We start from the raw sequence: 23,234 nt of genomic DNA, 5'->3' as shown, positions 1-23,234 counted from the left end.
CTGTCCCGCTGTCCCGTGCGCCCCGCGCCGCCCTGTTCGAGGAAAGGAAGCACCCCCGTGCCGGTCACCATCACCGCCGTCGAGAGCACCGATCTGTTCGTCGGCCCCGAGGACGCCCCGCGCCAAGTGCTGCGGGTCACGCTGGAGGGCCCGGCCGCCCGGATCACCGTCAGCGGCCCGGGCGTCCGCGGCGAGGCGACCGGCACGGGCCTGGTCGAGGTCCCGCTGGAGATCAGCGGGGCCTCGCCCGGCGACCGACTCCCGGTCACCGTCCGGGCCTCGGACGCCACCGCCGAATCCGTGTCGGACGCCACCGCCGAATCCGTGGTCGAGGTCGCCGAGCCCGGCTGGACGATGTTCCTGGTCTCGCACTTCCACTACGACCCGGTCTGGTGGAACACCCAGGCCGCCTACACCTCCCCGTGGGAACTGCTCTCCGCCGACGCCACCACCCGGCCGCTGTGGGAGCGCAACGGCTTCGCCCTCGTCGACGCCCACCTGGACCTCGCCCTGCGGGACCCGGTGTACAAGTTCGTGCTCGCCGAAGTCGACTACCTGAAGCCGTACTTCGACCAGCACCCGGAGCGCCGCGAGACCCTTCGGCAGCTGCTGGAACGCGGCCAGGTCGAACTTGTCGGCGGCACCTACAACGAGCCGAACACCAACCTCACCGGCGCCGAGACCACCATCCGCAACATCGTCTACGGCATCGGCTACCAGCGCGACATCCTCGGCGGCGACCCCCGGACCGCCTGGCAGCTCGACGTGTTCGGGCACGACCCGCAGTTCCCCGGCCACCTCGCCGCGGCCGGCCTCACCGGCAGCGCCTGGGCGCGCGGCCCCTTCCACCAGTGGGGCCCGATCCAGAAGAACTTCCGCGAGGCCAAGGACGACGCCCGGGTGATGCAGTTCCCGAGCGAGTTCGAGTGGATCGCGCCCGGCGGGGACGGCGTGCTCACCCACTACATGCCGCACCACTACTCGGCCGGCTGGTGGATGGACTCCTCCCCGGACCTCGCCACCGCCGAACAGGCCGTCTACGAGCTGTACCGCAAGCTCAAGCCCGTGGGGGCGACGAAGAACCTGCTGCTGCCGGTGGGCACGGACTACACCCCGCCGAACAAGTGGGTCACCGAGATCCACCGCTCCTGGGCCGCCAGGTACCTCTGGCCCCGGTTCGTCTGCGCCACCCCCCGCGACTTCCTCGACGCCGTCCGCGCCGAGCTGGCGGCCACCGGCCGGCGGCCCAGCCCGCAGACCCGCGACATGAACCCGGTGTACACCGGCAAGGACGTCTCGTACATCGACACCAAGCAGGCCCAACGGGCCGGCGAGGTCGCGGCCGTGGACGCCGAGAAGCTCGCCACGCTCGCCTCCGTGCACGGCCTCGGCCGCTACCCGGCCGCGGCGCTCGACAAGGTCTGGCGCCAACTCGCCTACGGCGCCCACCACGACGCGATCACCGGCTCCGAGTCCGACCAGGTGTACCTGGACCTGCTCGGCGGCTGGCGGGAGGCGTACGACCTGGCCTCCGGCGTCCGGGACACGGCGCTGGACGCGCTGACCGCGCGGATCTCCACGGCGGGCGCGGGGCAGGCCGTCGTGGTCGCCAACACGCTCTCCTTCGACCGGACCGACCTCGTCACCGTCGAACTCCCCTCCGACGCAACTTCGGTGAGGGTGCTGGACGACGCCGGCTCGCCCGTGCCCAGCGCCGTCGACCGGGGCACCCTGCGCTTCCTCGCCGCCGACGTGCCCGCGCTCGGCTGGCGCACCTGGCGACTGGTGGAGGGGGAGGCGGAGCAGCCGTGGACGCCGGCCCCGGGCCTGACGATCGGCAACGGCCGGTACCGGGTGACCGCCGACCCGGCGCGCGGCGGCGGCCTCTGCTCGGTTCAGGACCTCCTGCACGACCGGGAGTTGATCCAGGACGGCCGGATCGGCAACGAGCTGCGCGTGTACGAGGAATACCCGCAGCACCCCGACTTCGGCGAGGGCCCCTGGCACCTGGTGCCCAGCGGACCGGTGACCGGCTCCGGGGGAGCCGACGCCGCCGTCCGCCGGGAGACCGGGCCGCTCGGCGAGCGCCTGCTGATCGACGGCACCGTCGACGGCGTCCGGTACGAGCAGACCGTCACCCTGTGGCGCGGCCTCGACCGGGTGGACTGCCGCACCCGGGTGGTGGACTACTCCGGCGCCGACCGGCTGCTGCGGCTGCGCTTCCCGGTGGACGTCCCCGGCGGCCTGCCGGTCAGCGAGGTCGCGGGCGCGGTCGTCGGACGCGGCTTCGCGATGCCCGACGTGGACTCGGCGGAGGCGCCGTGGACCCTGGACAACCCGGCCAACACCTGGTTCGGCCTCGGCGCCACCGCGCGGGCCGAACTGACCGACAGCGCGGGGACGGTGACCGGCTCGCGCGCCCTCGGCGTGGCCGAGGTCGTCGTCCCCACCCTGGACGACGCCGCCGACGCCCGCCCCCTGGTGGTCGCACTGGCGCGGGTCGGGGTCACCGCCACCACCTCGGGCGCCGACTGGGCGCGGTACGGCTGGCTGGACGTGGACTCCAACCTGCCGGACTTCCGCATCGTGGTCGGCTCGCCGGACCTCAACCCGGTGGCACGGGAGTTGATCGACCTGGCGGGCGAGGAGTACGCGGCCGCCCTGAAGACGCACGGCGCGGTCTGGGTACCGGCGGCGACCCCGCTCACCGAGGTCTGGCACCCGGATGCCGACCTGCGCGACCTGCGCGCACTGCCGGCACTGATCGTCTCCGACTTCTCCGCCCTGGTCGACGACCTGGCCGACGCCCGGATCACCGCCGTCTGCCCGTCCGCCGTCCAGGAGCAACTCGCCGACCACACCGTGGCCTTGCTGAGCTTCGGCCTGCCTGGCTTCGCCGTCGACACCACCGGCGCGCTGCACCTGTCGCTGATGCGCTCCTGCACCGGCTGGCCGTCCGGCGTCTGGATCGACCCGCCCCGGCGCACCCTGCCCGACGGCGCATCCTTCCAACTCCAGCACTGGACACACGAGTTCAGCTACGCACTGGTCGGAGGCGAAGGCGACTGGCGGGACCAGACACTGCCCGCCCAGGGCCAGGAGTTCAACCACCCGCTGTACGCCCGGATCGCCCCCGCCCAGGAAGGACCGCTGCCGGCCACCCTCTCCTGGCTGCGGGTCGAACCCCAGCGCGAGGTGCTGCTCGGCACCCTCAAGCCGACCGGCAACCCGATCGCGCACGGCTCGGCCGCGCCGCTCGGCAGCGAACTCACCGTCCGGCTGGTCGAGTCGACCGGCCTCGGCCGGACGGCGAAGCTCAGCGGCGCACTCGGCCTGGACGACGTGCGCGCCGCCGACCTGCTGGAGCGCCCGCGCCCCGCCGACGGCCCCGCCCTCGACCTCGCCGGCTCGCAGATCGCCACCCTGCTCGCCTCCCCGGCCGTCACGGCCCCGGAGGGTGAGACGGACCTCGGTCCGGTGGCGGAGACGGCCCAGCCCGTCCATGCCCGCTACTGGCTGCACAACCGGGGCCCGGCACCACTCGGTTACCTGCCGGTGTCCGTCGGCGCCTCGCCCGGACTGCTGCGGACGGCGGGGGAGCCGGTGACGCTCTCGGTCGCCCTCTCCTCCCAGCTGCGGGACGCGGCCGTCGAGGGCACAGCCGTCGTACTCCCGCCCGAGGGCTGGACCACGAGCCTCGGCAGCCGCCCGTACCGGCTCGCACCCGACGGCCACCTGCGCTTCCCGGTGACCCTCACCCCGCCGGCCGACGCCGAGCCCGGGCTGCACTTCGCCGCCGTCCGGATCGAGCACGACGGCCAGCAGATCGAGGACGTGGTCACGATCGCCGTCGGCGACCTGCCCGACCTGCTGCCCGTCCCCGGCGACACCCCCGAGGACTGGACGATCGCCCAGGGCACCAAGGCCGCCAGCGGCCGCGACACCGGACTGGACGTCGAGGTCTCCACCGAGACCCTGCACGTCGTCCCCGGCAGCCGTACCGCTCTCTCCCTCACCCTCACCAACCGCACCCGCGGCGAGCTTCGGGGCGAGCTGCAACTGGTCTCCCCCTGGGGCACCTGGGACGTCATCGCCGACCCCGTCCGCGGCTTCACCGTCCCGGCCGGCAGCTCGTCGGTGGTCGAATTCGCCGTCTCCGTCGCCGAATCCACCGACCCGGGCTCGTACTGGGCCCTGGCGAAGGTCATGTGGTTCGGCCGCTGCCAGTACGCCCCGACCGTCGCCCTGGTGGTGGAAGCATGACCCTCGGCCTCCTCGACGGTCGCCCCCTCCCAGGTGCGGCCCTAGACCACCGCCTCGCCGCCCTCCGGAACGGCCCGCGCGCCACCGCCCTGCCACAACCGGGCAGTTCGGAGGACCGCCAGCTGACCCGCTGGGTCGCGCAGGTCTTGTTGACCGAAGCCCTCTGCGAGGCAGTCGCCGCCGAACGCGACCTGCCCGTGGTTCCTGACAGCCCGGCCCGCCTCGACCAGCAGGCCGCCGTCGAACTCGGCTCCATCACGGCGGCCGCCTACGAGGGCAGCGCCGCCGTCCGCGCCGTCTACGACGCCGTGACGGCCGACATCGACCCCTCACCCGAGGACATCGCCCACTACCGCACCCTGACCGCCCGCCCGGCGGCCGAGAGTTGGCACCTCGCTCTCCCCGACGGCGAGTTGGAAGCCGACCCCACCACCCTCCCCGCCGCCCTAGCCGAGGCCCTCCGCGCAGCCCCACCCGGCGCGTGGGTCACCGCCGGCCCCTGGACGGCAGCCCTCCTCGCCACCCACACCACCCCGGAAGGCGACGACCCCACCCCCACCCTCCGCGCCGCCGCCCGCCGAGCAGCATTCGTCCGCTGGCTCGACCACGAACGCGCCCAACGCCTCACCCTGGTCGAAGGATTGGAACACCCAGGCGACCCCGCCCAACCCGACAACCACCACCGCCACTGAGGTGCACGGACGCGCCCGCCGCGCTCGTCCACCGAGCGCGGCGGGCTGGATCCAATCGAGCCGATGAGTCGATCCGCCAGACGTCGCTGATACGGCGACGTCCGGCGGCCTGAACTTCGCCATCACCCCGTGGCGTTCGCGCGCTTGGCGAGCTTCACCAGCTCCGACGGGGCGATTCGGCCTGCGATGACGACGAGTTCATGAACGGCCTCCCGGGCTGCCCTTACCTGAGATCTCCTCCAGGAACGTGACGTCGAAGGAGGCGAGGTACTGGGCGCGTTCGTCCAGAAAGGCCTGGACATGCGGCTGTCGTTCGTGCTCCTCGAAAGCCTCGCGGTCCGCATACAGCTCGTAGAAGACGCGGACGGTGGGCTCCTCAGGTACGGCGTGGTTGACGTACACGAGAGTGCCGGGCTCCTTGGCGCGGATGCCCTCAAGTGCCTTCTCTGCCAACCGGTCGAAGGCGCGAGCGGCTTCCGCGCTGTGGGTGACGAAGCGCACGACAAGACCGAATCCCATGGTGACGACTCCACTTCCGATGCTGGTCGAGGCTCGCATGACTGGGCGAGGTTCTACGGGTAACAGATTCCCTTGCCTTGGGGCTGACATTCGGTAGCGGGTGTGGGCAAGGTCGGATGGTTCGACGTCCTGGACGTCGTACGACGGCTTCCTCTGCGGCGGCAGCGGCCCGGCCCGGGATGACCGGGCCGGGCCGTGGGTCAGCTGTCCGCCTCAGCGCCGGGGAACGGTACGGCCCTTGGTTCCGCGTCCAGTTCGACGCCGTTGGCGAGGTAGGCGATGGTGCGGTACCAGCCCGTGAGGACGAGGAGTTCCAGGAGCTGGGCGTCGTCGTAGTGCGGGCGTAGGGCCTCCCAGGCGGCTGGCGAGAGGTGGGCGGTGTCGTGTAGCTCGTCGACGGCGGCGAGCAGGGCCGACTGCCGGGGGGACCAGGCGGCGCTGGCCGCCTCCGGATCGTCGGCGGCGGTCGCCCGGAGCTGTTCGGGGGTGAGTCCGGCCTGCGGGGCGAGGGTGGGGCCGCCCGGTGATGGCCGCGCTCGACCTGCTGGGCCGGCGCTGGACGCTGCGCATCCTGTGGGAGCTGAGCCAGGCCCCGGCGGGCTTCCGTGAGCTCCAGCGCCGGTGCGAGCGGATGTCCTCGAGCGTGCTCAGCACCCGTATCGCCGAGCTGACCGAGGCCGGGCTGCTCGCCCCGCACGACGACGCCTACCGGCTCACGCCGCTCGGCGCCGACCTCGTCACCGCCCTCGGCCCGCTCACTGCCTGGAGCCACCGTTGGGCCGCCGAAACGGAGCCGCCCGGCGGTCGGCTCGGGTGAGCCGACCGCCGGGCGGTCCGGGGGCGTGGTCGTGCGGTCAGACGGTGGCGGCCTGCTCAGCGGCCTGCTCGGCAGGCTGCTCGTCGGTGCCGGAGGTGTTCTCCCGGGGGGTCGGGAGCACGGCCATGATCACGCCGGAGATCACGATGGTCGCCGCCCAGGCGAGCCCGTACTTGCCGACGAAGGTTCCGGAGAGCGGGCCGGCGAACCAGTCGCACTTGGTGAAGGCGAGCCCGGCCAGCAGCGCGAGCACCCAGGAGACCATCGCCTGCCAGCAGAAGCCGCCCGTGTACCAGTAGCGGCTCTTCCTGCTGGTGTCCATGAGCGCGGCGGCGTCGTAGCGCACCGCGCGCGAGCGGCGCCGGTACATGTCCACCGCGTAGACGCCGATCCAGGCCGAGAAGGAGACGGCGAGCAGGATCAGGAAGGTGATGAACGAGCCCAGGAAGCTCTTGGCGACCAGCATCAGCAGCAGGCCGCCGACCAGCGAGATCACGGCGTTGATGCTGACGGCCATGGCGCGCGGCAGCTTCACGCCCATGGTCTGCGCGGTGAAGCCGGCCGAGTACATGGAGAGGCTGTTGATCAGCAGCATGCCCACGATCGCGGTCAGCAGGTAGGGCACGGCCAGCCAGGTCGGCAGCAGGTCGCCGAGGAAGGAGACCGGGTCCGCGGCCTCGGCCAGGCCGGGCGAGGCCACCGCCATCACGGCGCCCATCAGCACCATCGGCACCATGACCAGGCCGGCGCCGGAGACCGTGACGCCGACGATCTTCCGGCCGGAGGCGGCGTGCGGCAGGTAGCGGGCGAAGTCCGGGCCGGTGGGGACCCAGCTGATGCCGCCGGCCGCGATGGTCCCGATGCCGGCGATCATCATCGCGGTGGTGCCCGCGGGCTTGGAGAAGACCTCGCTCCAGTTCATGGTCGCGACCAGGTAGCCCAGCACGAGCACGCTGAAGACCCCGAAGAGGTACGTCGACCAGGTGTTGCAGACGTTCAGCGCCTTCCGGCCCATGCCGGAGACCAGGAAGGTGCAGGCGACGAAGGCGAAGAGCGTGATCACGATCAGCGCGGTGTTGCTCTTGACGCCGAAGACCAGGTCGAGGACGGTCAGCACGGCGTAGGCGCCGGTGACGGCGTTGATCGTCTCCCAGCCGAACCGGGCGATCCAGAGGATCGCGCCGGGGAAGAGGTTGCCGCGTACCCCGAAGGTGGCCCGGGAGAGGGTCGCGCCCGGGGCTCCGCCCCACTTTCCGGAGACCGACAGCACGCCGACCATGCCGAACGAGATGAGGGCGGCGCACGCGGCGACGACCAGGACCTGCCAGAAGTTCAAGTGGTTGAACACCACCAGGGCCGCACCCATGGTGAGGAGCAGGACGCTGATGTTCGCCGCGACCCAGGTCGGGAAGAGCTCGCGGACTCTGCCCCGGCGCTCGTGGTCGGGGACAGGCTCAATGCCGCGGGTCTCGATCGCGCCGTCGTTGGCGTCGGTGGACGGATTGTCCATGAGGGTGGCTCCGTGCGTGTGAAGCGGGAGGTAAATCGGTCAAATAAGATATTTGTGGAACTCTTCGCGCGTAGCGGGAGTCGAATCATCCTACTTTGTTCTGGACGCAGAGCGGTTGGCGCCGATGGTCCGGGACGTGGCGGCCGGCGCACCCGCCTCCCGCTCCCGGACCGCCGGGCACGTTCGTACAACCGGTCCACCCGGAAAACCCTGCGACCGCGGGGGCGGCCGGCCTGTTGAATGGCCCGCATGTCCAGTGCACCGCACAGCCCGGCCGAAGCCGTCGACCACCTCCTCGCCGAGCTCGCCCCGCTCGCCCACCCCGCCCGGATGCGGCGCCTCGCCGCCTGGACGAAGGAACGGGCAGCGGAGGGACCGAACGAGGGCGACGGACCGGAGCGGTTCGGCCCGCTGCTGGCGGAACTCGACAAGCGCGGCGCCTACGGCCGAGGGCTGGCCGGAGTCGCCGCCACGATCGCCGGGGACGGCGCCTTCGTCGCCGCGCGGCTCACCGATCCCGACCCGGCGGTCAGCCGCCAGGCCCTGAAGGCCGCACTCCACCTGCCGGTCGCGGACGAGCTGCTGGCCGCGGCGATGGCCGACGCGCCCGCCGTCCTGCGCCACCGGCTCACCACCTTGATCGTCGCCCGCGGGCGCACCGCGCTGGCGGAGCGGCTGCTGCTCCCCGTCCGGCAGGCGTGGGGGGACGCGGCGGCGGCCCGGCTGCTGCCGGGCTGCGGGCCCGAGACCGTCGCCCGGAACCTGCCCGGGCTGTTCCTCGCCGTGACGCACTGGAACACCCTGGCCCGCCGCCACCCCGACCTGCTGCTGGACGAGGTGGCCCGCCAGCTCGCCGAACTGCCCGAGCCGGCCCGCCCCGCCTGGTGGCAGCGCAACGCGGACGTCCTGGCCGCCGCCGCCGGGCACCGACCGGAGCGGGTGCTGGACCTGCTGGAACGCCACTGCCCCACGTGGTTGCCGCAGCCGGTGCAGGGGTGCCTGGGCCGGTTGCTGACCGCCGCGCCCGGCCGGACCATCCGGTTGATCACGCCGCCCGAACGCGCGGCCACCGCGTCGATCTCCCGCAGCGCGCTGACCCGGGTCGCCCGGTTCGACCCGCCCGAGCTGCCGGACCTCGGCCGGGCCTGGAGCACCGCCCCGATCTGGCTCGCCCGGCTGCTGCGCGCCCTGCCGCCGTCCCGGCGCGAGGCGTTCTACGACCTCGTCACCGCGGACCGGGACCTCAGCCGCAGCGAGCTGTCCGGGGCCGTGCTCGACGCGCTGCCCCGCCGACGGGCGCAGGCCGAGGCCCGGCGGATGGCCGCGCAGGCCGCCGAGCGCGGCGCCGCGTGGTCGGTCGTGCTGGCCCACGTCGCCCACCTGCCGGTGGCCGAGGCCCGGCCGCGGCTGCTCGCCGCCACCCGGCGGCCGGCCGCGGAGGACCGGGCGCTGGCCTACCCGCTGCTGGTCCGCAACGCGGCCCGGTCGGGCGAGCCGGCCGCCGTCGGCGAACTCCTCGACGACCTGCTGCGGCTGCGCAACGAGCAGGATCCGGTCCGCTCCCCGGCGCTGGTCGCGCTGGCCGAGGTCCCGCCCGCGCTCTTCCGGGGGGAGGCGGCGGCCGCCGCCCTCGGCCGGATCGTCACCGACGCCGTCGAGGCCCGGGACACCTCCTGGCAGACCCGCGGAGCGCTCTCGCACCTCGCCCTCGCCGTCCTGCGGGAGCACGCGGTGAGCGGTGAACAGCCGCTGCTGGGCTGGGCCCTGGCCGCCCTGCGGCAGCTCTCCGGGATGCTCGGCAGCGTTCCGCTGGGCCGGCTGGACACCGTGCTCCGGCGCGGACAGGAGGCACAGGTCTTCGAGGCGCTGCGCCCGTGGCTGGCGGCCGGTGCGGACCGGGTCGACCACACGCTGACCTTCGCCCTGGCCGGAGCCCTGGGCCGGCGTGCCCACCACCTGCCCGAACTGCAGGAACTCCTCTGGGAGGCCATCCAGTTCGGTGACAACGCTACCTTCATCCAGGCCGTCCGGTACTGGCTCGCGGACCCGGCCACCCGCGGCGAGCGGGTGGCCCGGGTGCTGGAACTGGAACCGTCGGCCGCCGTCCTGCCGCCGGTGCTCCGGGTACTGGCCCGCGGGCGCACCGACCTGCTGGACACCGTCCTCGCCGACACCCCGCCGTACGGGCGCTTCCTGGCGGCGGGGACGCACTGGCTGCCGCCGGTCGACGGCATCGAGGGCTGGACACCCGGACAACAGGCCGCCGCCGCACGCCTGTTGGCGGCAGCCGCGGCCGACGCCTCGCTGCCCCGGCAGGTACGGGCCGGACACCTGTGCACCGTGGTGGCGGTCCCCGAGCGCGGCTTCGCCACCGTCCGGCCGTACGTCCACTCCCCGGACACCGTGCTCGCCGAGGCCGCGCTCGGAGCCCTGATCTGGACCGACCGGCCCGCCGAGGCGCTGCCCTTGCTGCTCGCCCAGGCCGGGAACGACCGGGCACGGGTCGCGCTGTACGCGGCCGGGCGGGCCGCCGGGTTCGTCGCGCCGTCGCGACTGGCGGGCATGCTGCGGGCGGTGCTGCTGCCGGCGGCGGATGGGGCCGCGGAAGCCGGCGGCGGGGCGGCCGGCGGCGGTGGGGCGAAGGTCACCAGCCGGAAGGAGCTGGTGCGGCTGGCCGCCCGGCTGCTGCCGGTGGACACCGCAGGCGCACTCCTCGCCGAGGCCCACGACCTGCCCGGCCAGCACCGCGACGTCCGGGCTGCGGTCGTGGCCGTCACCGTCGACCTGCTCCCCGCACCCGCGGCCTGGCGGCTGCTCGAAGACGCCGCGACGGGCGCCCCCGTGGCCCGGTCCGCCGTCCTGCGCACCCGGCCGCTGGACCTGCCGACCACCGACCGCCCCCGCTACGCCGCGCTGGTGGCCCGGGTGGCGAGCGGCGACGACCCGCACACCGCCCAGGTCGCGCTCGACCTGCTGGCCGCCTGGTCGCCCTGGTACCCCGAAGCGGAGGAGCTGCTGCTGGCGGGCACCGTCGACCTCGCCAACCGCTCCTCCTGGCGGGCCGCCGCAGCCGGCCTGGCCGCGCTCGCCGTCGGCGGCACGGGCCGCCGGCTGACCGAGACGCTGGCGCAGCTGCTGGCGAGCGAGGCGTCGGCCGCGGGAGCCCCGGAGCGGGAGGACGGGGACGTGGACGTGGACGGGGATGGGGACGGTGGCGGTGGCGGCGGACTGGACGCCGCCGCCGACCGGGACCGGCCGGCCCGGCAGCGGATCGACCACCTGGTCGCCCGGCTCGCCGCCGGCGTGGCCGACCACCCGTCGGCGGAGGGCCTGAAGGCGGTCGGCGAGGCAGCCGAACTCCTCTCCACCGAACCTGACTTCATACCCAAGGCCGTCCAGCTCCTGACCGCCGCCCTGGAGTTCGAAACCGCCCAGGACCATCTCCTCGCCGAGCTGGACCGGTTGGCTGCCCTGCACAGTGACCGCCCGGTGCTGGCCGCCCGCACGGCCGAGGCCCTGCGGAGCCGGCTCAACACCCCGCGCCGCCCGGGCGACCCGGCGGTCCTGCACACCGTGACCGAACGGCTCGCAGTCCACGGCGGCCACACCCAAGGCCTGTTCGCGGTCGGTCTCGCCCACGCCCTGGGCCCGCGCACCGGCTGGCGCTCGCAGTGGCGAGCACTGCTCCGCACCCTGCGCCGCCACCCGCAGCCGGACGTCCGGGAGGCGGCCCTGGCGGTACGGACGGCGATGGAGTAGGAGAGCGGGGGAGCGGGGCCGGTAGGGGCGCGGCGGTCAGTCGTCGCGTCCGGCGGCCTGTTCGTAGAGCGCCACCAGGACGCCGTGCACCGGCTCGCCGGGCGGGGCCTCGGCGGCCTCGGCGACCAGGGCCTGGAGGGTGGCGCCCAGGCGCGCGGCCTGGTCGGCGGTCAGCCGCAGGTGCCGCAGGACCAGTACCGGCTCCTGCGGGGCGTCGGCGCACTCCTCGGCCACCGCCTTCAGCAGGGCGGTGGTCGGCCCGGCGTCGCGTCCGGCGTCGCGTCCGGCGCCACGCTCCGTGACGGCGATCCGGCGCGTGGTGCGCTGGTAGAGGTGTTCGCTGCCGCCGCGCACCTTCCGGGTCTCCACGATGCGGACGACGCCGGCCTCCTGCAGCACCTTGAGGTGGTGCGCCACCGTGCCCTTGCGGCTGTCCAGCAGCGCCGCCAGTCGGCCGACCGTGGCGGGCTGCCCGCCGAGTGCCAGCAGCAGCCGTTGGCGCAGCGGGTGGGAGAGCGCCTTGTACTGCTGCGGGCTCTCGATGGTCAGCTGGTGGTCCTCGGGCTGGTGGTCCTCGGGTTGGTGGCCCTCCGGCTGGGGGTCGTGGGGCTCGTGCTCCTGGGGCCGGTCTTCCCGCTGCTGGTCGTCCATGCGTAAAGCGTCCAATTTTCTTGACGCTTTCGCAAGCCGCGTGCTCTACTCGTCGCGACCTGACCGAGCATCACCAGCGGGGGACAGCAGATGGCGCAGCTCCAGTCGGCCGAGATCACCGGGATCGTCACCGAGGTGAGCCGGCTCACGGCCGGGCTCTACGTCTTCCCCGAGATCGGCGAGCGGATCGCCCGGGGCCTCGACGACGCGTTGTCCAAGGGCCGCTACCACCAGTCCGGCGACCCCGAGACGCTCGGCCGGCTGGTCACCGAGGACCTTCAGTCCGTCAACGGCGACGGCCACCTGCGGCTGAAGTTCCACCCGCACGCGATCCCGACGGAGCAGGAGGACGGTGCCGTCCTCGCCGAACTGGCGCGGGCCGCCGACCTCTCGCTCGGCGGCGTACCCCGGATCGAGCGGCTGGAGGGCGGCGTCGCCCTGCTGAAGCTCGCGCCGATCCTCTTCCCGCTCGACATGACCGGCGACTCGCTGAACGCCGCGCTCGGCCTGGTCGCGCGGGCCGAGGCCCTGGTCCTGGACCTGCGCGAGTGCGTCGGCGGCGACCCGTACACGGTCGCCCACATCTGCGGCCACCTCTTCGACGGCCCGACCCACCTCAGCACGATCTACGACCGCGAGGAGGACGCCGAACGGCAGTTCTGGAGCCCCGCGCCGGCACCCGGCCCGCGCTTCGGCGGCAGCAAGCCGCTCTATGTGCTGATCAGCAGGGCCACCTTCTCGGGCGGCGAGGCACTCGCGTACGACCTCCAGCAGCGCGGCCGCGCCGTGGTGGTCGGCGAGGCCTCCGGCGGCGGCGCCAACCCCCGCCGGGGCTTCACGCTCCACCCCCACCTGGAGGCCACCATCCCGACCGCCCGCTCGATCAACCCGGTGTCCGGCGGCAACTGGGAGGGCACCGGCGTCATCCCGGACACCGCCACCGACCCGGCCCGGGCCCACGAGACGGCCCACCGCGCCGCACTGGCCGACATCGCCCGGCTCGGCGGCGACACCCCGTCGGCCGAGGAGGCCCGACAGGCCCTCCACGGCCGGGCGGACGACCACCCCACGCCGCCGGACGCCCGGCTCTGACCTCCGGCCCAGGCATCGGGCGCTGCGTCGGTTCTGCGTCCCGGGAGTGGTTCAGTGTCCGGGGGTGGCCCCGCACGCGGCCGTGGTGAGGAAGGCCGTCACCGCGGACTTGGCGGCGCGCGGGTCGGAGCGGTCGTACGGGTTGTGGGAGAGCACCAGTTGGCGTCGGCCGTCGGCGGTGCCGGCGACCATCGTCGAGTAGCCGGGGAGGTCTCCGCTGTGACCCCAGAACACGCCGCAGGGAGTGTCGAACCGGGCCAGCCCCAGCCCGTATCCGCGTCCTGGGCCGGCGTCCGTCGTCCTGGTCATCTCGGCGAGTTCGACGGGCCGCAGCAGCCGGCCGTCCAGCAGGGCGGCGATGAAGCGGTTGAGGTCGGCGGCGCTGGAGATGCCCTGCCCGGCGGCGCCCATGACGGACGGGTTGAGTTCGGTGACATCCACCGGCCCGGTCGAGAGCTTCACATAGCCGTGCGCGTGGGGGCCGGGCAGCCGGACGGAGCGGCCGGGCATGCCGGTGTCGCGCAGTCCCAACGGCTGGATGATCCTCCGGTCGACCTCCTGTTGCCAGGGGTGGCCGGTGACCTTCTCGACGAGCAGGCCGGCGAGCAGGTAGTTGGTGTTGGAGTAGTGCCAGCCCTGTCCCGGCGGGAAGTACGGAGCGTTGCGGTTGGCCAGTGCGAGCAGGTCGGCCGGCTGGTAGGTCTGCCAGCGCGGTCCCGCCAGCCAGTCGAGGTACTGGGACTCGTCCTGGGGATCCAGGCCGGGCGCATCGGTGTAGTTGTACAACCCGCTGGTGTGGTCGAGGAGTTGGCGGATGGTGATGGCCGAGCCGTTCGGGACCGCGCCGGGCAGGTGGCGGTCGATCGGGTCGTCCAGGCCGATGCGCCGCTCGGCGGAGAGCTGGAGCAGGACGGTGGCGACGAAGGTCTTGGTGACGCTGCCGATCCTGAACCGGGCGTGCTCGGGTACCGGCGTGCCGGTGGCCAGGTCGGCCACGCCGGCCCGCCCGCGCCAGACGGTCCGCCCGTCCTGCCGGACCTCGCCGACGGCTGCCGAGGAACCGGTGTCGACGATGCCCTGGAGCGTGGTGCGCAGTGCGGTGGCCTCGGCGCTGCCAGTCGCCAACGTTCCCTGCTCGCCCGCCGGTTGGGCATCAACCGGTAGCCGGCCGGGGGATGCGGCGAAGCTCGGGGCGGCACCGGCGCCGAGCAGGGTGGCGGCGGCCAGGAGCGCGGCCGCCGAGCGGAGGCCGTGTCTCAGGGCGCGCGGAGGTGTCGTCACGTCGGACATGGGCTGCTTCCCTCCCGGGGCAGGCGCGCATCGCCGCCCCCGTACCGAGCGTGCCGGAGGGGTTCCCGCCCGGGCATCCACCGAAGGTGCCGCGCCGTGTCCTCCCTGGGACTGGTCGGGCCAGTTGGGCGTCGCCCTGCGGGCTGAGCCGGTCCTACACCGCGGCCCGCCCCCGGAGCGGGACTAGAGTAGGACGGTGACCGCTCTGCCGGACAACCTGCCGATCAACGACGTTGAACGCGACCATGCCGTGGAGCGCCTGCAAGAGGCGTTCACCGAAGGGCACATCTCACACGAGGAGATGGACGAACGTCTCCACCAGGTGCTCACCGCGAAGACGCGTTCCGACCTCGCGCCGCCCCTGGCCTCGCTCCCCGAGCCGGACCAGGGAGCGGTCCCGACCATCGCCGCCGTCAGCGGGCGCCTGGTGCGCCGCGGCCCCTGGCGGGTTCCGCGCAGCTTTCAGGTGGCGTCGGCCTTCGGGCGGGTGCACTTGGACCTGTCGGAGGCGGTCATCGAACATCCGGTGATCGACATCGAGTTGGGGCTCGGTACCGGCAGTGCGAAGATCACCGTCCCGCGCGACGCCGTCGTCGACATCGACGGCCTCCAGGGAGGCTGGAAGGACGTGCGCTACACGCCTCCCCGCCGCTCATCCGTGGGCAACCCGACGATACGGATCACCGGGACCACCGGCTTCGGCCGTCTGAAGATCCGGCACGCCCGGCGCTGAGCGTTGCGGACAGCAAGCGCCGCAGGATGGTGAGCAATTCGCCGTCATTGGAAGGCAGTTGCCGTGCCCGCCAGGTGATGTGGCCGTCCGGGCGGACGAGGACGGCGCCGCCGGTGGTGGCGGGAAGGCCGGTGGCGCGGGCCCAGTCGGGGGGCGCCAGGGTGTGTACGGTGACCGGCAGTCCCGCCGCTGTCGCGGTGTCCGCCTGGTGCTGCCAGCCGGCGTCCTCCGTGGCCGTGGTGAACAGGGTGAAGCCCGGCCCGACCAGGTCGAGGGTGGATGTGGCTGCGGCCCCGGGCGGGCCGGGGAGGCGGAGGTGGGGGAGGCGGGTGCCGGGCGTGCCGTCGGGGTGTTCGCGGTCCGGGTCCAGGGGTGGCCGCTCCGGGGTTGTCGGGTCTGGGAGGACCGCCGTCGAGCGGTAGGCGGCGGTGAGCAGCAGCTCGTCGTCGATCCGGTACCCGGCGCGGGCACGGGAGTTGGCGAGCGAGATGTCGATGACCTGCCGGGCCACCGGGCGCCGCTCGGCCTCGTAGGTGTCCAGCAGGGCCTCGCCGGCCGTCCCGGCGGTGACCGCCGCGAGCTTCCAGGCGAGGTTGTCCGCGTCGCCGATGCCGGTGTTCATGCCGTGCCCGCCGGTCGGCGGCACCACGTGGGCGGCGTCGCCCGCGAGCAGTACCCGTGCGCGGCGGTAGGCCCCGGCGAGGCGGGCGTCCATCCGCCAGGTCATCGTGTCCTGGACGGTGACGGCCAGCCCGGGCAGTCCGGCGGCCTCCCGGACCAGCCGGGCGAGTGCCCGGTGGTCGCTCAACAGGGCGTCGATGCCCGGGAGTTCGTGGTCGTACGGGTACTGGTAGATCCACCGGCGGTCGTTGTCGACGGCGAGGAAGCCGCCGCGGCCCGGTTCGGTGAGGAAGTACGAGGCGCTGGCGCGGTCGGCCACCACCCCGCCGAGCGGTGCCTCGAAGCGGATGCTGAGGAAGTGGCCGAGGCCGGTCGGCCCCGCCATCTCGATGCCGGCCGCCGTGCGGACGGTGCTCGACGCGCCGTCGCAGCCGACCAGCCAGTCGGCGCGCACGGTGTGGCGCTCGCCGGTGGTGCGGTCCTCCAGCAGGGCCTGGACGTGTCCGTCCCGTGGGGTGAGGGAGAGCAGACGGGTGGCGAACCGGACGCCGTCCGGGGCGAGTTGGCGGGCCCGTCGGAGCAGGACGGCCTCAAGGGCGTCCTGCGAGCAGATCAGCCCGGGGGTAGGGGTGCGCCCGGCGTCCTCCGTCGTGCCGGCCGCCACGCCGGTGCGGACGAAGTCCGGGTCGACCAGGCTGCGGCCCCGGTAGAAGAACACCTGCGAGGCCGGGAGGCCGGCCCGCCGGACCTCCTCCTCTAGTCCGCACCGCCGGAAGACCTCCATCGAACGCGCCGACACCCCACGGGCCTTGGGGTGGCGCGAGGTGTCCGGGTGCGCCTCGACCAGCAGGTGCGGCACGCCGTGGCCGGACAGCAGGACGGACAGGGTCAGGCCGACCGGTCCGCCACCGACGATGAGTACGGGTGTGGTCCCGGGGTATCGCATGCCACCACTCCTCAGTAACGCCTACTGGGTCATTTTGACGTTACCATGGTCCGGACGGCACCCTCCCAGACCTCGCGAGGCGACCCCCATGGCGCAGTCCCAGTCCCAGCCTCAACCCCAACCCCAGTCCCGGCTCCAGGACGGCGACGACGGCAACCCCCGCGGCCTCCACTTCCTCACCGACCTCGCGAACACCGTCCGCGAAGACCCCGACACGGGCGCCGCCGAACTCCAGGCCCTCCTGGACCGCCACGGCGGCCCGCCCCTCCGGCTCACCGACGCCGACGCCCACGAACTGCGCCAGGCCACCGCCAAGGTGACCGCCGTCCTCGAAACCGACGACCCGGACCACGCCGCCGACCTGATCAACACCCTGCTCGACCGCCACCCGCCCCGCCCCCGCCTGGTCCGCCTCCCCGGCCGGCCCTGGTCCCTGCACACCCGCGCCCCCGCCGACGCCGGCCTCACCCACTGGCTGCTCTCCACCGCCGCCCTCGCCCTCGGCCTGTGGCTCAGCGAACGCGGCACCTGCGCCTGGGGCCGCTGCGCCGCCCCGGGCTGCGGACGCTTCTTCATCGACACCGGCCGCCGCACCCCACAGCGCTACTGCACCCCCCGCTGCGCCACCCGCGTCCGCGTCGCCGCCCACCGTGCCCAGAAGAGCTAGAGGACTGGTGGTGACCGCCGGGGTCTACGCTGCCGCCGGAGGGCCCCTGGAGGGTGGCCCGCACAGAGCGAAAGTGAGGGCCGCCATGGCCGGGCGACACCGCCGCCCCCCGCAGCCGGAGCTGCCGCCGGACTCGGACGGCCGGCTCCGGGCCATCGCCGAGCAGCGGGCGGTCGTCGAGGACGGCATCGCCGTGTTCGACGGCTCGGGTGTCCCGTACCTGTACCGCACCGTGTACGAGCCGGACGGCACCGTGCGGCAGACCCTCGTCAGGATCGATACCGGGCCCCTGTGACCGGCCCGCCCGGCCGGGAGGCGTCAGCGGAACGGCCCGCCCGGAGACCTGCTCACCGTCGGCCCCGGTGGCTGTCCGGCGCCCGACTGGCGAACCTCGGGTCGAGGTTCGCGCACGTGGACGACCGTCCCACCTCACCCCCATGGTGCGGGACGTACCCTTGGGGCGCCCGTACCACCCCGGTGCCGCAGGGGTGGACCGCCGCCGCTCGTGGCCGACTCCGGCGTTGACGACGGTCGTTCGAATACGTCACGCTCGGTGGAACGCCGAGGGCGGGTGCCGGTCGTGCCGCGCTCCGTGCGCCGCCGCCGATGTCCTGGTGCCCCGCCACCCCGGCCTCCGGATGCCCACCGTGAACCCCGTGTGGAGGTACCGCCATGTCCAAGCGCCGTCTCGCCGTCCACGGAGCCGCCGTCGCCGCTCTGACCCTCGCCGCCGTGCTGCTCCCGGCCGTCGGCGCCCACGCCGCGCTGCCCGCCGACTCGTGCACCCAGAACTGGAGCATCAGCTCCGGCGAGGGCTACGCCAACGGCAAGTGGTGCAACTACAACACCAAGGTCGTCGGCACGGTGCACGACACCAAGGCGGACGGCCGCTGTCCGTACGTGCGCGGCAGCATCTCCAACGGCGGCCACGTCGACAGCGACTGGGCCGGCGGCAAGGGCAAGTCCCGCGCCATCACCCTCTACGCGCCCTCGGGCACCCACATCACCGGCCTCAGTATGCGCTACATCGGCTGCTGATCCCGGCCGGGAGCGACTCCCCGGCCCCCTCCGATCTCGGAGGGGGCCGACGTGCCACCACCGGTGACGGGTCCAGCGGAGCACCTATACGGAGGCCGACTCCCGGAGGTCCTCAGTCGGGACCCGACCGTCCCGCACGGTGATTGCGCGATCCTCCCGACACGTCCGTCACTTGTGCCACCTGTCAGGACCAGCAGGAGCCCGCCAGAGCGGACTCTGGCGGGCTCCTGGGACCGATCGGAAATCGAGCGTGCGGCGATGGCGGCTTCGAGCACGTTCCCCGAGCCTAGGCGGACAATCCGTCGCACCCGTAGGTCGGGCGCATGGTCAGCAGCTCAACGACCGCGCGTTCGAAGGGGGTTCGTCTCAGTCGAAGGGGCTCGTCGTCTCGACCCCGTTCTCGTACCACTTCACGCGGTCCCGCACCTCCTTGGGCGATTCCCTGATCATTTTCAGCTCCCAGGCCGTCCAGTGCTCGTCGGGGGTCGCGAGGTCGCCGAACTTCTCGGCCCACTCCCGGGCGTTCGCCTTCCCGATCTCGTCGAGGTTGAAGAAGATCTCGGTCTTCTTCCCCGGAGTGAGCGCCTCGCGGACGGTCTCCATCCAGTTGGTGCCCCTGGGGAAGTGGTGGTAGGCCTTCGCATTGACAACCTTCTCGGCGAAGTCCTTCAGGATGAAGTCGCCCTTGTCGTTTATGGTGACACCGAGGGCGAGCCGCTTCGGGCAGTAGTTCTTCGCGTTGTGGACCAGGACCGGCAGGTCGCCGGCCTGGACGTAGTACGTGTGGAGGTCGTCGACGGTGAGGTTGTAGGCGGGCTGGAGGGCATTCCAGTGCCGGACGTCCTCGACGCGCTGGGGCCGGCCGGCCGGGTCGCGCAGTTCGTCGCCGGGATTGAGGGCGGCGGCGTCGGTCCACTGCTTCCGGTTCTCGGACCAGAAGGGGTGGTGGTCGGTGCTGGTCAGGGACTTCCCGGCACCCAGGGAGATGTCCGTGAAGTCGCGGTCGTCCGGGGTGTAGATGGTGTCCGTGACCCGGCGGGGGCCGGTCAGTCCGGTGGTGGGATCGGTGGCGAGGACCTCGTCGCCGATCCGGACCGTCTCGATGGCGCGGGTGGATCCGTCGGCCATCAGGACGCGGGTGCCGGCCGGGAAGCTGTTCAGCAGGCACTCGGTGGGGAGCCGGGTGACGAGCTTCTGGATGAACTCGACGGCCTTCTCGCCCCAGGATCCGAACTTCTTGGCCCACTGGGCGAGCTTGGCGACGGCGGCGCCGTCGCCGATGAAGGGGATCGCGCCGATGCAGGAGGTGACCGCCTCGGTGGTGCGGCCCTCGACGGCGTAGTAGGCGCAGTTGATGAGGTCGGCGATGTCGGCGAGGCCGGGGGCGATGACGCCGCCCGCGCCGCCGATGACGTCCAGGGTGAGGTGGACGCTCTCGGAGAAGAGGTGGTAGAGGTAGCTGACGTTGTCGCTGTCCTCCTTCGCCTTCTTGATCTCCTCCTCGATCCCGGCGATCGCGTCCTGCTTCTCCTTCTCGGCCTGGGCCTGCTTCTCGGCCTCCTTGCGCTCCGCCTCCAGCCTGGCGAGCCGGGCCTTCTCCTCGGCGTCCCGCTTCACCTCGTAGCTGGCGTGGGCCTCGTCGGCGGCGGTCTGGGCGGCCTGGGCGTCCTTGCCGGCCGCCTCGGCGGAGGCCCGGGCGGCGGACGCGAACGAGCTTGCTTCGGAAGCGGACCAGCGGGCCTGCCGGGCCGAACTCTCGGCCTGGTTGGCGGAGTAGACGGCCTTGGCGGCGTCGCGGTTGGCGGAGGCCTTGGCGGCGTTGGCGGTCTTCGCGGCCGCGGCGGCCTTGGTGGCGTCGGCCTGGGCGGCGTCGGCGGCGGCCTGGGCCTTGGCGACGTGCTCGGTGGCGGTGTTGGCCGATGCCTGCGCCGCGGCCTCGTAGCCCCTGGCCTCGTCGGCGACGCCGCGGGCGTAGGCGGCGGCGGCCTGGGCCGTGGCGGCGTTCTTCTGGGCGGTCGCGGAGACCGCGGTGGCCTCGGCGATCAGGCCCTTGACGTCGGCGACGTGGACGGCGGTGAGCCGGTCCTTCTGCTGAGCCGTGTACTGGCCCTTGGCGACGAAGGCGCGCAGGTCCTGCACGGGACCTTCGAGGGCGACCTTCGCCGCGGCCTTGAGCTCGGGCTCGGTGGCCGGGGCGTCCTCGAGCCGGGTGGCGGTCAGCCGGTCGTCGGCGGCCTGCGCGTCGGCCAGACCCTTGCCGAGGAAGGCCCGCAGCGCGGCGGGGGTGTTGACCCGCAGCGCGGCGTCGGCGGCCGCCTTGACGGCGGGACCGGCGTTGTCGCTGAGCCGGGTGATCGTCAGCCGGTTCTCCGGCGCCGCGGCCTCGTACTGGCCGCTGTTCAGGAACGCGCCGACCTGGGTCCGGTCGCCCTGGAGCACGGTGTAGGCGGCGTCGCGGACCGCATTGTTCCCCGAGTCGGTGTAGACCTCGACGGCACGGTCGTGTGCGTCGCGCTCCTCGGCCTCGCGGCGCCCGCTCTTCAGGTAGGAGAGGACGGCCGTGTCCGGGCCGGTGAGGGCTGCTTCGGCCGCTACCTCTCCCCAGTCTCCGGAGATCTTGCGGGAGATCAGGGCGAGCTTGCGGCCGTCGGTGGCGACCTGCGCCGGCGTGGCGCCGGGCTGGTTGGCCAGCTGGGCGAGGCGGTCGGCCTCGGCCTTCGCCTGCTGGACCTGCTGGGCGGCCTGGTCGGTCTGCGCCTGCTTGTCCGTCTCGTCGGCCTTGGCCTTGCGGGCCTTCTCCACGGCGGCCGCGGTCCGGTTCGCCAGGTCCTCGGCCTCGGTACGGCGGGCCAGGTCCTGGACCGCGTTGGCCTGGTCGACCGCGCGCTGCGCGTCCACGGCGGCGGCCGAGGCGGCGTTCGCGTGGTTGGTCGACTCCTGTGCGGCGTTCGCGCTCTGGCCGGCGTGCTCGGCGGCGTACCGGGCGGCCTGCGCCGCCGCGGCGGCGTGCTCGCCCGCGGACTTCAGGAGCGTCGCGGCGGCCGCGGCCTGCGTCGAGGCCTCCCCGGCCAGCTGCTGGGAGGCGGCCGCGGCGCGGCCGGCCTCGGCGGCCGAACGGCGGGTGGCCGCCGCGGCCTGCTTGGCCTTCGCCGACTGCCCGCCGGCACTGGCCGCGTAGGCACCGGCCTGCTCGGCGGAGCCCGCCGCGGAATCGGCGTTGCCCTTCGCGCTCAGCGCGGCACCCGCCGCGTCCTTGCTGCTCTTGGCGGCGTCGTTCGCGTGACCGAGCGTCGTGTTCGCGTCCGCCGCCAGCTTCGCCGCGGCGTCGGCGACATCCGCCGCCACCCGCGCCTCGTGCGCCTTCGCCTGGTCACCGGCGGCCGCGGCCGCGGCCGTCTCGGCATCGGCCGCGGCCCGCTGGGCACCCGCCGCGGCGGCGGCCGCGTTCGACGCCGCGTAGGCGGCGGCCCGCGCACCCGCGTTGGCCGCACGGGCTGCCGCCATCGCCGTCCGCGCCGCCGCACCCGCGCGCTCGGCCGCCGTCGCGGCCTTGTTCGCCGCCTCCGTCGCCTTGGCCGCGTCATTGCCGGCCTTCTGCGTCTCCGACGCGGCCAGCGCGGCGGCCTCCATGGCCTTCTGCGCCTCGTAGACCGCCTTGTCCTTGGCCTCGATCGCCGCGGCCGTCTCCTGCGCCGCCTGCGCGCCCGCGTCCTTCGCCTGCTGCACCAGCTGCGCGATGCTCGCACGCTCCTGGTCACGGCTCTGCGCGATGTACTGGCCGACCGCCAGGAAGTCGCGCACGTCCTCGATCGACCCGTTCAGCGCCGCACGCGCCGCCGCCTGGGTGTTCGTGCCGCCGTTGCTGAGGATCTGCACCAGCTTGAGCCGGTCGTCGGAATCCTTTGCCGGGAACTGTCCCTCGGTCAGGAACCGCTGCAGATCATCACTGTTGTTGCTGCGCAGCGCCGCGTCACCGGCAGCCTGCAGGTTGCTGCCCGCGCCCATCGCGGGGTCGGTGAGCCGGGTGATCATCAGCCGCCGGTCGGCGTCGAGCGCCGCCTGCCAACCGCCCTGCAGGAAGGCGCGCAACTCGTCGGGAGTTCCATCGATCGCCTTGTCCGCGGCCTCGCGGACCTTCGGCCCGCCCACACTGGAGATCTGTGTGGCGGCGAGCAGGTCGTCCAGGCGCTGGGTGCCGGCGAGGTCGTTGTCGACGAACTGCTTCACGTCCTGGTCGGAGCCCGCGAGCGCGGCCTCGGCGAGCTCGTGGACGCGAGGGCCGCCGTTGAGCCACGCGGTCAACGCGCGCTCACGGGGGGTCGGTTGGACCGGCCCGCCGGTCGGCTCGGCAGCGACGGCGCTCTGGATGCCGGATCCCACCAGACCGGCCGTCAGGGCGAGCGGCAGCAGGCTCAGGGAGAGCCTGCCCAGTAGCGGCGGCCTCCCCCTCCCTTGCCGTCGCGAGCGGGATATCGATTGGCGCACCGGAAAACCTCCACTGTCGACATCGGCCGAATCCCGGCCGCAGCGGAGCCTACGTCAAATGATGTCACGACAGAACGCTTACGAAGTCAAGGAGTTGAGAGTTAGGACACGTGCATTAAACCCCCTCAGTGGGCCCATATTTCGGCAAAGC

At 73.5% G+C, this 23,234-nt stretch carries 15 protein-coding genes; 9 read left to right on the top strand and 6 right to left on the bottom strand.

Annotated features, from left to right (window positions below; translation table 11 throughout):
• The first annotated feature begins 57 nt into the window (after positions 1-57).
• Positions 58-4,263, top strand: a complete 4,206-nt coding sequence (locus ACLWS4_RS19285) for an NEW3 domain-containing protein (protein ID WP_416874740.1) — start codon at positions 58-60, stop codon at positions 4,261-4,263.
• On the top strand, positions 4,260-4,955 hold the full coding sequence (locus ACLWS4_RS19280; RefSeq protein ID WP_416874739.1) for a hypothetical protein: 696 nt from the start codon (positions 4,260-4,262) through the stop codon (positions 4,953-4,955). Before ACLWS4_RS19285 ends, ACLWS4_RS19280 begins: the two co-directional genes overlap by 4 nt.
• 198 nt (positions 4,956-5,153) lie before the next feature.
• Here the strand turns inward: ACLWS4_RS19280 and ACLWS4_RS19275 are convergent, their stop codons facing one another.
• Positions 5,154-5,474, bottom strand: coding sequence for a putative quinol monooxygenase (locus ACLWS4_RS19275; RefSeq protein WP_416874738.1), 321 nt, complete (start codon positions 5,472-5,474; stop codon positions 5,154-5,156).
• A gap of 526 nt (positions 5,475-6,000) precedes the next feature.
• Here ACLWS4_RS19275 and ACLWS4_RS19270 point away from each other — a divergent pair.
• Positions 6,001-6,291 (top strand): winged helix-turn-helix transcriptional regulator, encoded by a 291-nt coding sequence (locus tag ACLWS4_RS19270; RefSeq protein ID WP_082345916.1) that lies wholly within the window; start codon positions 6,001-6,003, stop codon positions 6,289-6,291.
• A gap of 37 nt (positions 6,292-6,328) precedes the next feature.
• Here ACLWS4_RS19270 and ACLWS4_RS19265 read toward each other — a convergent pair whose 3' ends face one another.
• Positions 6,329-7,801 carry a purine-cytosine permease family protein gene (locus ACLWS4_RS19265; RefSeq protein WP_074005266.1) on the bottom strand — a complete coding sequence of 491 codons (1,473 nt, stop codon included), beginning with the start codon at positions 7,799-7,801 and terminating at the stop codon, positions 6,329-6,331.
• A gap of 249 nt (positions 7,802-8,050) precedes the next feature.
• Between ACLWS4_RS19265 and ACLWS4_RS19260 the strand changes: the two genes are divergently transcribed.
• Positions 8,051-11,560, top strand: a complete 3,510-nt coding sequence (locus ACLWS4_RS19260) for a hypothetical protein (protein ID WP_416874737.1) — start codon at positions 8,051-8,053, stop codon at positions 11,558-11,560.
• Positions 11,561-11,596: 36 nt separating this feature from the next.
• Here the strand turns inward: ACLWS4_RS19260 and ACLWS4_RS19255 are convergent, their stop codons facing one another.
• Entirely contained in the window at positions 11,597-12,211 is a 615-nt protein-coding gene (locus tag ACLWS4_RS19255; RefSeq protein ID WP_416874736.1) for an ArsR/SmtB family transcription factor, read from the bottom strand.
• Positions 12,212-12,301: 90 nt separating this feature from the next.
• On the opposite strand from ACLWS4_RS19255, the gene ACLWS4_RS19250 reads away from it, so the two are divergent.
• Positions 12,302-13,303: a S41 family peptidase gene (locus ACLWS4_RS19250; protein WP_416874735.1), complete on the top strand. Its 1,002-nt coding sequence runs from the start codon at positions 12,302-12,304 to the stop codon at positions 13,301-13,303.
• Positions 13,304-13,354: 51 nt separating this feature from the next.
• On the opposite strand, the gene ACLWS4_RS19245 is transcribed toward ACLWS4_RS19250, so the two are convergent.
• Positions 13,355-14,593 carry a serine hydrolase domain-containing protein gene (locus ACLWS4_RS19245; RefSeq protein WP_416874734.1) on the bottom strand — a complete coding sequence of 413 codons (1,239 nt, stop codon included), beginning with the start codon at positions 14,591-14,593 and terminating at the stop codon, positions 13,355-13,357.
• Positions 14,594-14,789: 196 nt separating this feature from the next.
• On the opposite strand from ACLWS4_RS19245, the gene ACLWS4_RS19240 reads away from it, so the two are divergent.
• Positions 14,790-15,326: a DUF1707 SHOCT-like domain-containing protein gene (locus ACLWS4_RS19240; RefSeq protein ID WP_416874733.1), complete on the top strand. Its 537-nt coding sequence runs from the start codon at positions 14,790-14,792 to the stop codon at positions 15,324-15,326.
• Here ACLWS4_RS19240 and ACLWS4_RS19235 read toward each other — a convergent pair.
• Entirely contained in the window at positions 15,274-16,893 is a 1,620-nt protein-coding gene (locus ACLWS4_RS19235) for an FAD-dependent monooxygenase (RefSeq protein WP_416874732.1), read from the bottom strand. The genes ACLWS4_RS19240 and ACLWS4_RS19235 overlap by 53 nt on opposite strands.
• Positions 16,894-16,981: 88 nt before the next feature.
• On the opposite strand from ACLWS4_RS19235, the gene ACLWS4_RS19230 reads away from it, so the two are divergent.
• The 3 genes from ACLWS4_RS19230 to ACLWS4_RS19220 all read left to right on the top strand — a co-directional run bounded on the left by ACLWS4_RS19230 (position 16,982) and on the right by ACLWS4_RS19220 (position 18,598).
• The gene (locus ACLWS4_RS19230) at positions 16,982-17,560 is read left to right on the top strand and encodes a CGNR zinc finger domain-containing protein (RefSeq protein ID WP_416874731.1); all 579 of its coding nucleotides are present in this window, start codon (positions 16,982-16,984) and stop codon (positions 17,558-17,560) included.
• A gap of 85 nt (positions 17,561-17,645) precedes the next feature.
• Positions 17,646-17,855, top strand: coding sequence for a hypothetical protein (locus tag ACLWS4_RS19225; protein ID WP_117486873.1), 210 nt, complete (start codon positions 17,646-17,648; stop codon positions 17,853-17,855).
• Positions 17,856-18,232: 377 nt separating this feature from the next.
• Positions 18,233-18,598, top strand: a complete 366-nt coding sequence (locus tag ACLWS4_RS19220; RefSeq protein ID WP_416874730.1) for a hypothetical protein — start codon at positions 18,233-18,235, stop codon at positions 18,596-18,598.
• 366 nt (positions 18,599-18,964) lie between these two features.
• On the opposite strand, the gene ACLWS4_RS19215 is transcribed toward ACLWS4_RS19220, so the two are convergent.
• Positions 18,965-22,900 (bottom strand): polymorphic toxin-type HINT domain-containing protein, encoded by a 3,936-nt coding sequence (locus ACLWS4_RS19215; protein WP_416874729.1) that lies wholly within the window; start codon positions 22,898-22,900, stop codon positions 18,965-18,967.
• Positions 22,901-23,234 lie beyond the last annotated feature (334 nt).

Origin of the sequence: Kitasatospora sp. SC0581 (genome assembly GCF_048159585.1) — a bacterium.
In the GTDB taxonomy this organism is placed as follows: Bacteria; Actinomycetota; Actinomycetes; order Streptomycetales; family Streptomycetaceae; genus Kitasatospora.
This window is presented reverse-complemented; position numbering and strand designations above follow the sequence as displayed.

Bases quoted from the DNA above. Each gene is read 5' to 3' on its own strand.
- ACLWS4_RS19235 (WP_416874732.1), bottom strand. From the start codon at position 16,893: ATGCGATACCCCGGGACCACACCCGTACTCATCGTCGGTGGCGGACCG.
- ACLWS4_RS19270 (WP_082345916.1), top strand. From the start codon at position 6,001: ATGGCCGCGCTCGACCTGCTGGGCCGGCGCTGGACGCTGCGCATCCTG.
- ACLWS4_RS19225 (WP_117486873.1), top strand. From the start codon at position 17,646: ATGGCCGGGCGACACCGCCGCCCCCCGCAGCCGGAGCTGCCGCCGGAC.
- ACLWS4_RS19255 (WP_416874736.1), bottom strand. From the start codon at position 12,211: ATGGACGACCAGCAGCGGGAAGACCGGCCCCAGGAGCACGAGCCCCAC.
- ACLWS4_RS19250 (WP_416874735.1), top strand. From the start codon at position 12,302: ATGGCGCAGCTCCAGTCGGCCGAGATCACCGGGATCGTCACCGAGGTG.
- ACLWS4_RS19265 (WP_074005266.1), bottom strand. From the start codon at position 7,801: ATGGACAATCCGTCCACCGACGCCAACGACGGCGCGATCGAGACCCGC.
- ACLWS4_RS19275 (WP_416874738.1), bottom strand. From the start codon at position 5,474: ATGGGATTCGGTCTTGTCGTGCGCTTCGTCACCCACAGCGCGGAAGCC.
- ACLWS4_RS19245 (WP_416874734.1), bottom strand. From the start codon at position 14,593: ATGTCCGACGTGACGACACCTCCGCGCGCCCTGAGACACGGCCTCCGC.
- ACLWS4_RS19230 (WP_416874731.1), top strand. From the start codon at position 16,982: ATGGCGCAGTCCCAGTCCCAGCCTCAACCCCAACCCCAGTCCCGGCTC.
- ACLWS4_RS19280 (WP_416874739.1), top strand. From the start codon at position 4,260: ATGACCCTCGGCCTCCTCGACGGTCGCCCCCTCCCAGGTGCGGCCCTA.
- ACLWS4_RS19260 (WP_416874737.1), top strand. From the start codon at position 8,051: ATGTCCAGTGCACCGCACAGCCCGGCCGAAGCCGTCGACCACCTCCTC.
- ACLWS4_RS19220 (WP_416874730.1), top strand. From the start codon at position 18,233: ATGTCCAAGCGCCGTCTCGCCGTCCACGGAGCCGCCGTCGCCGCTCTG.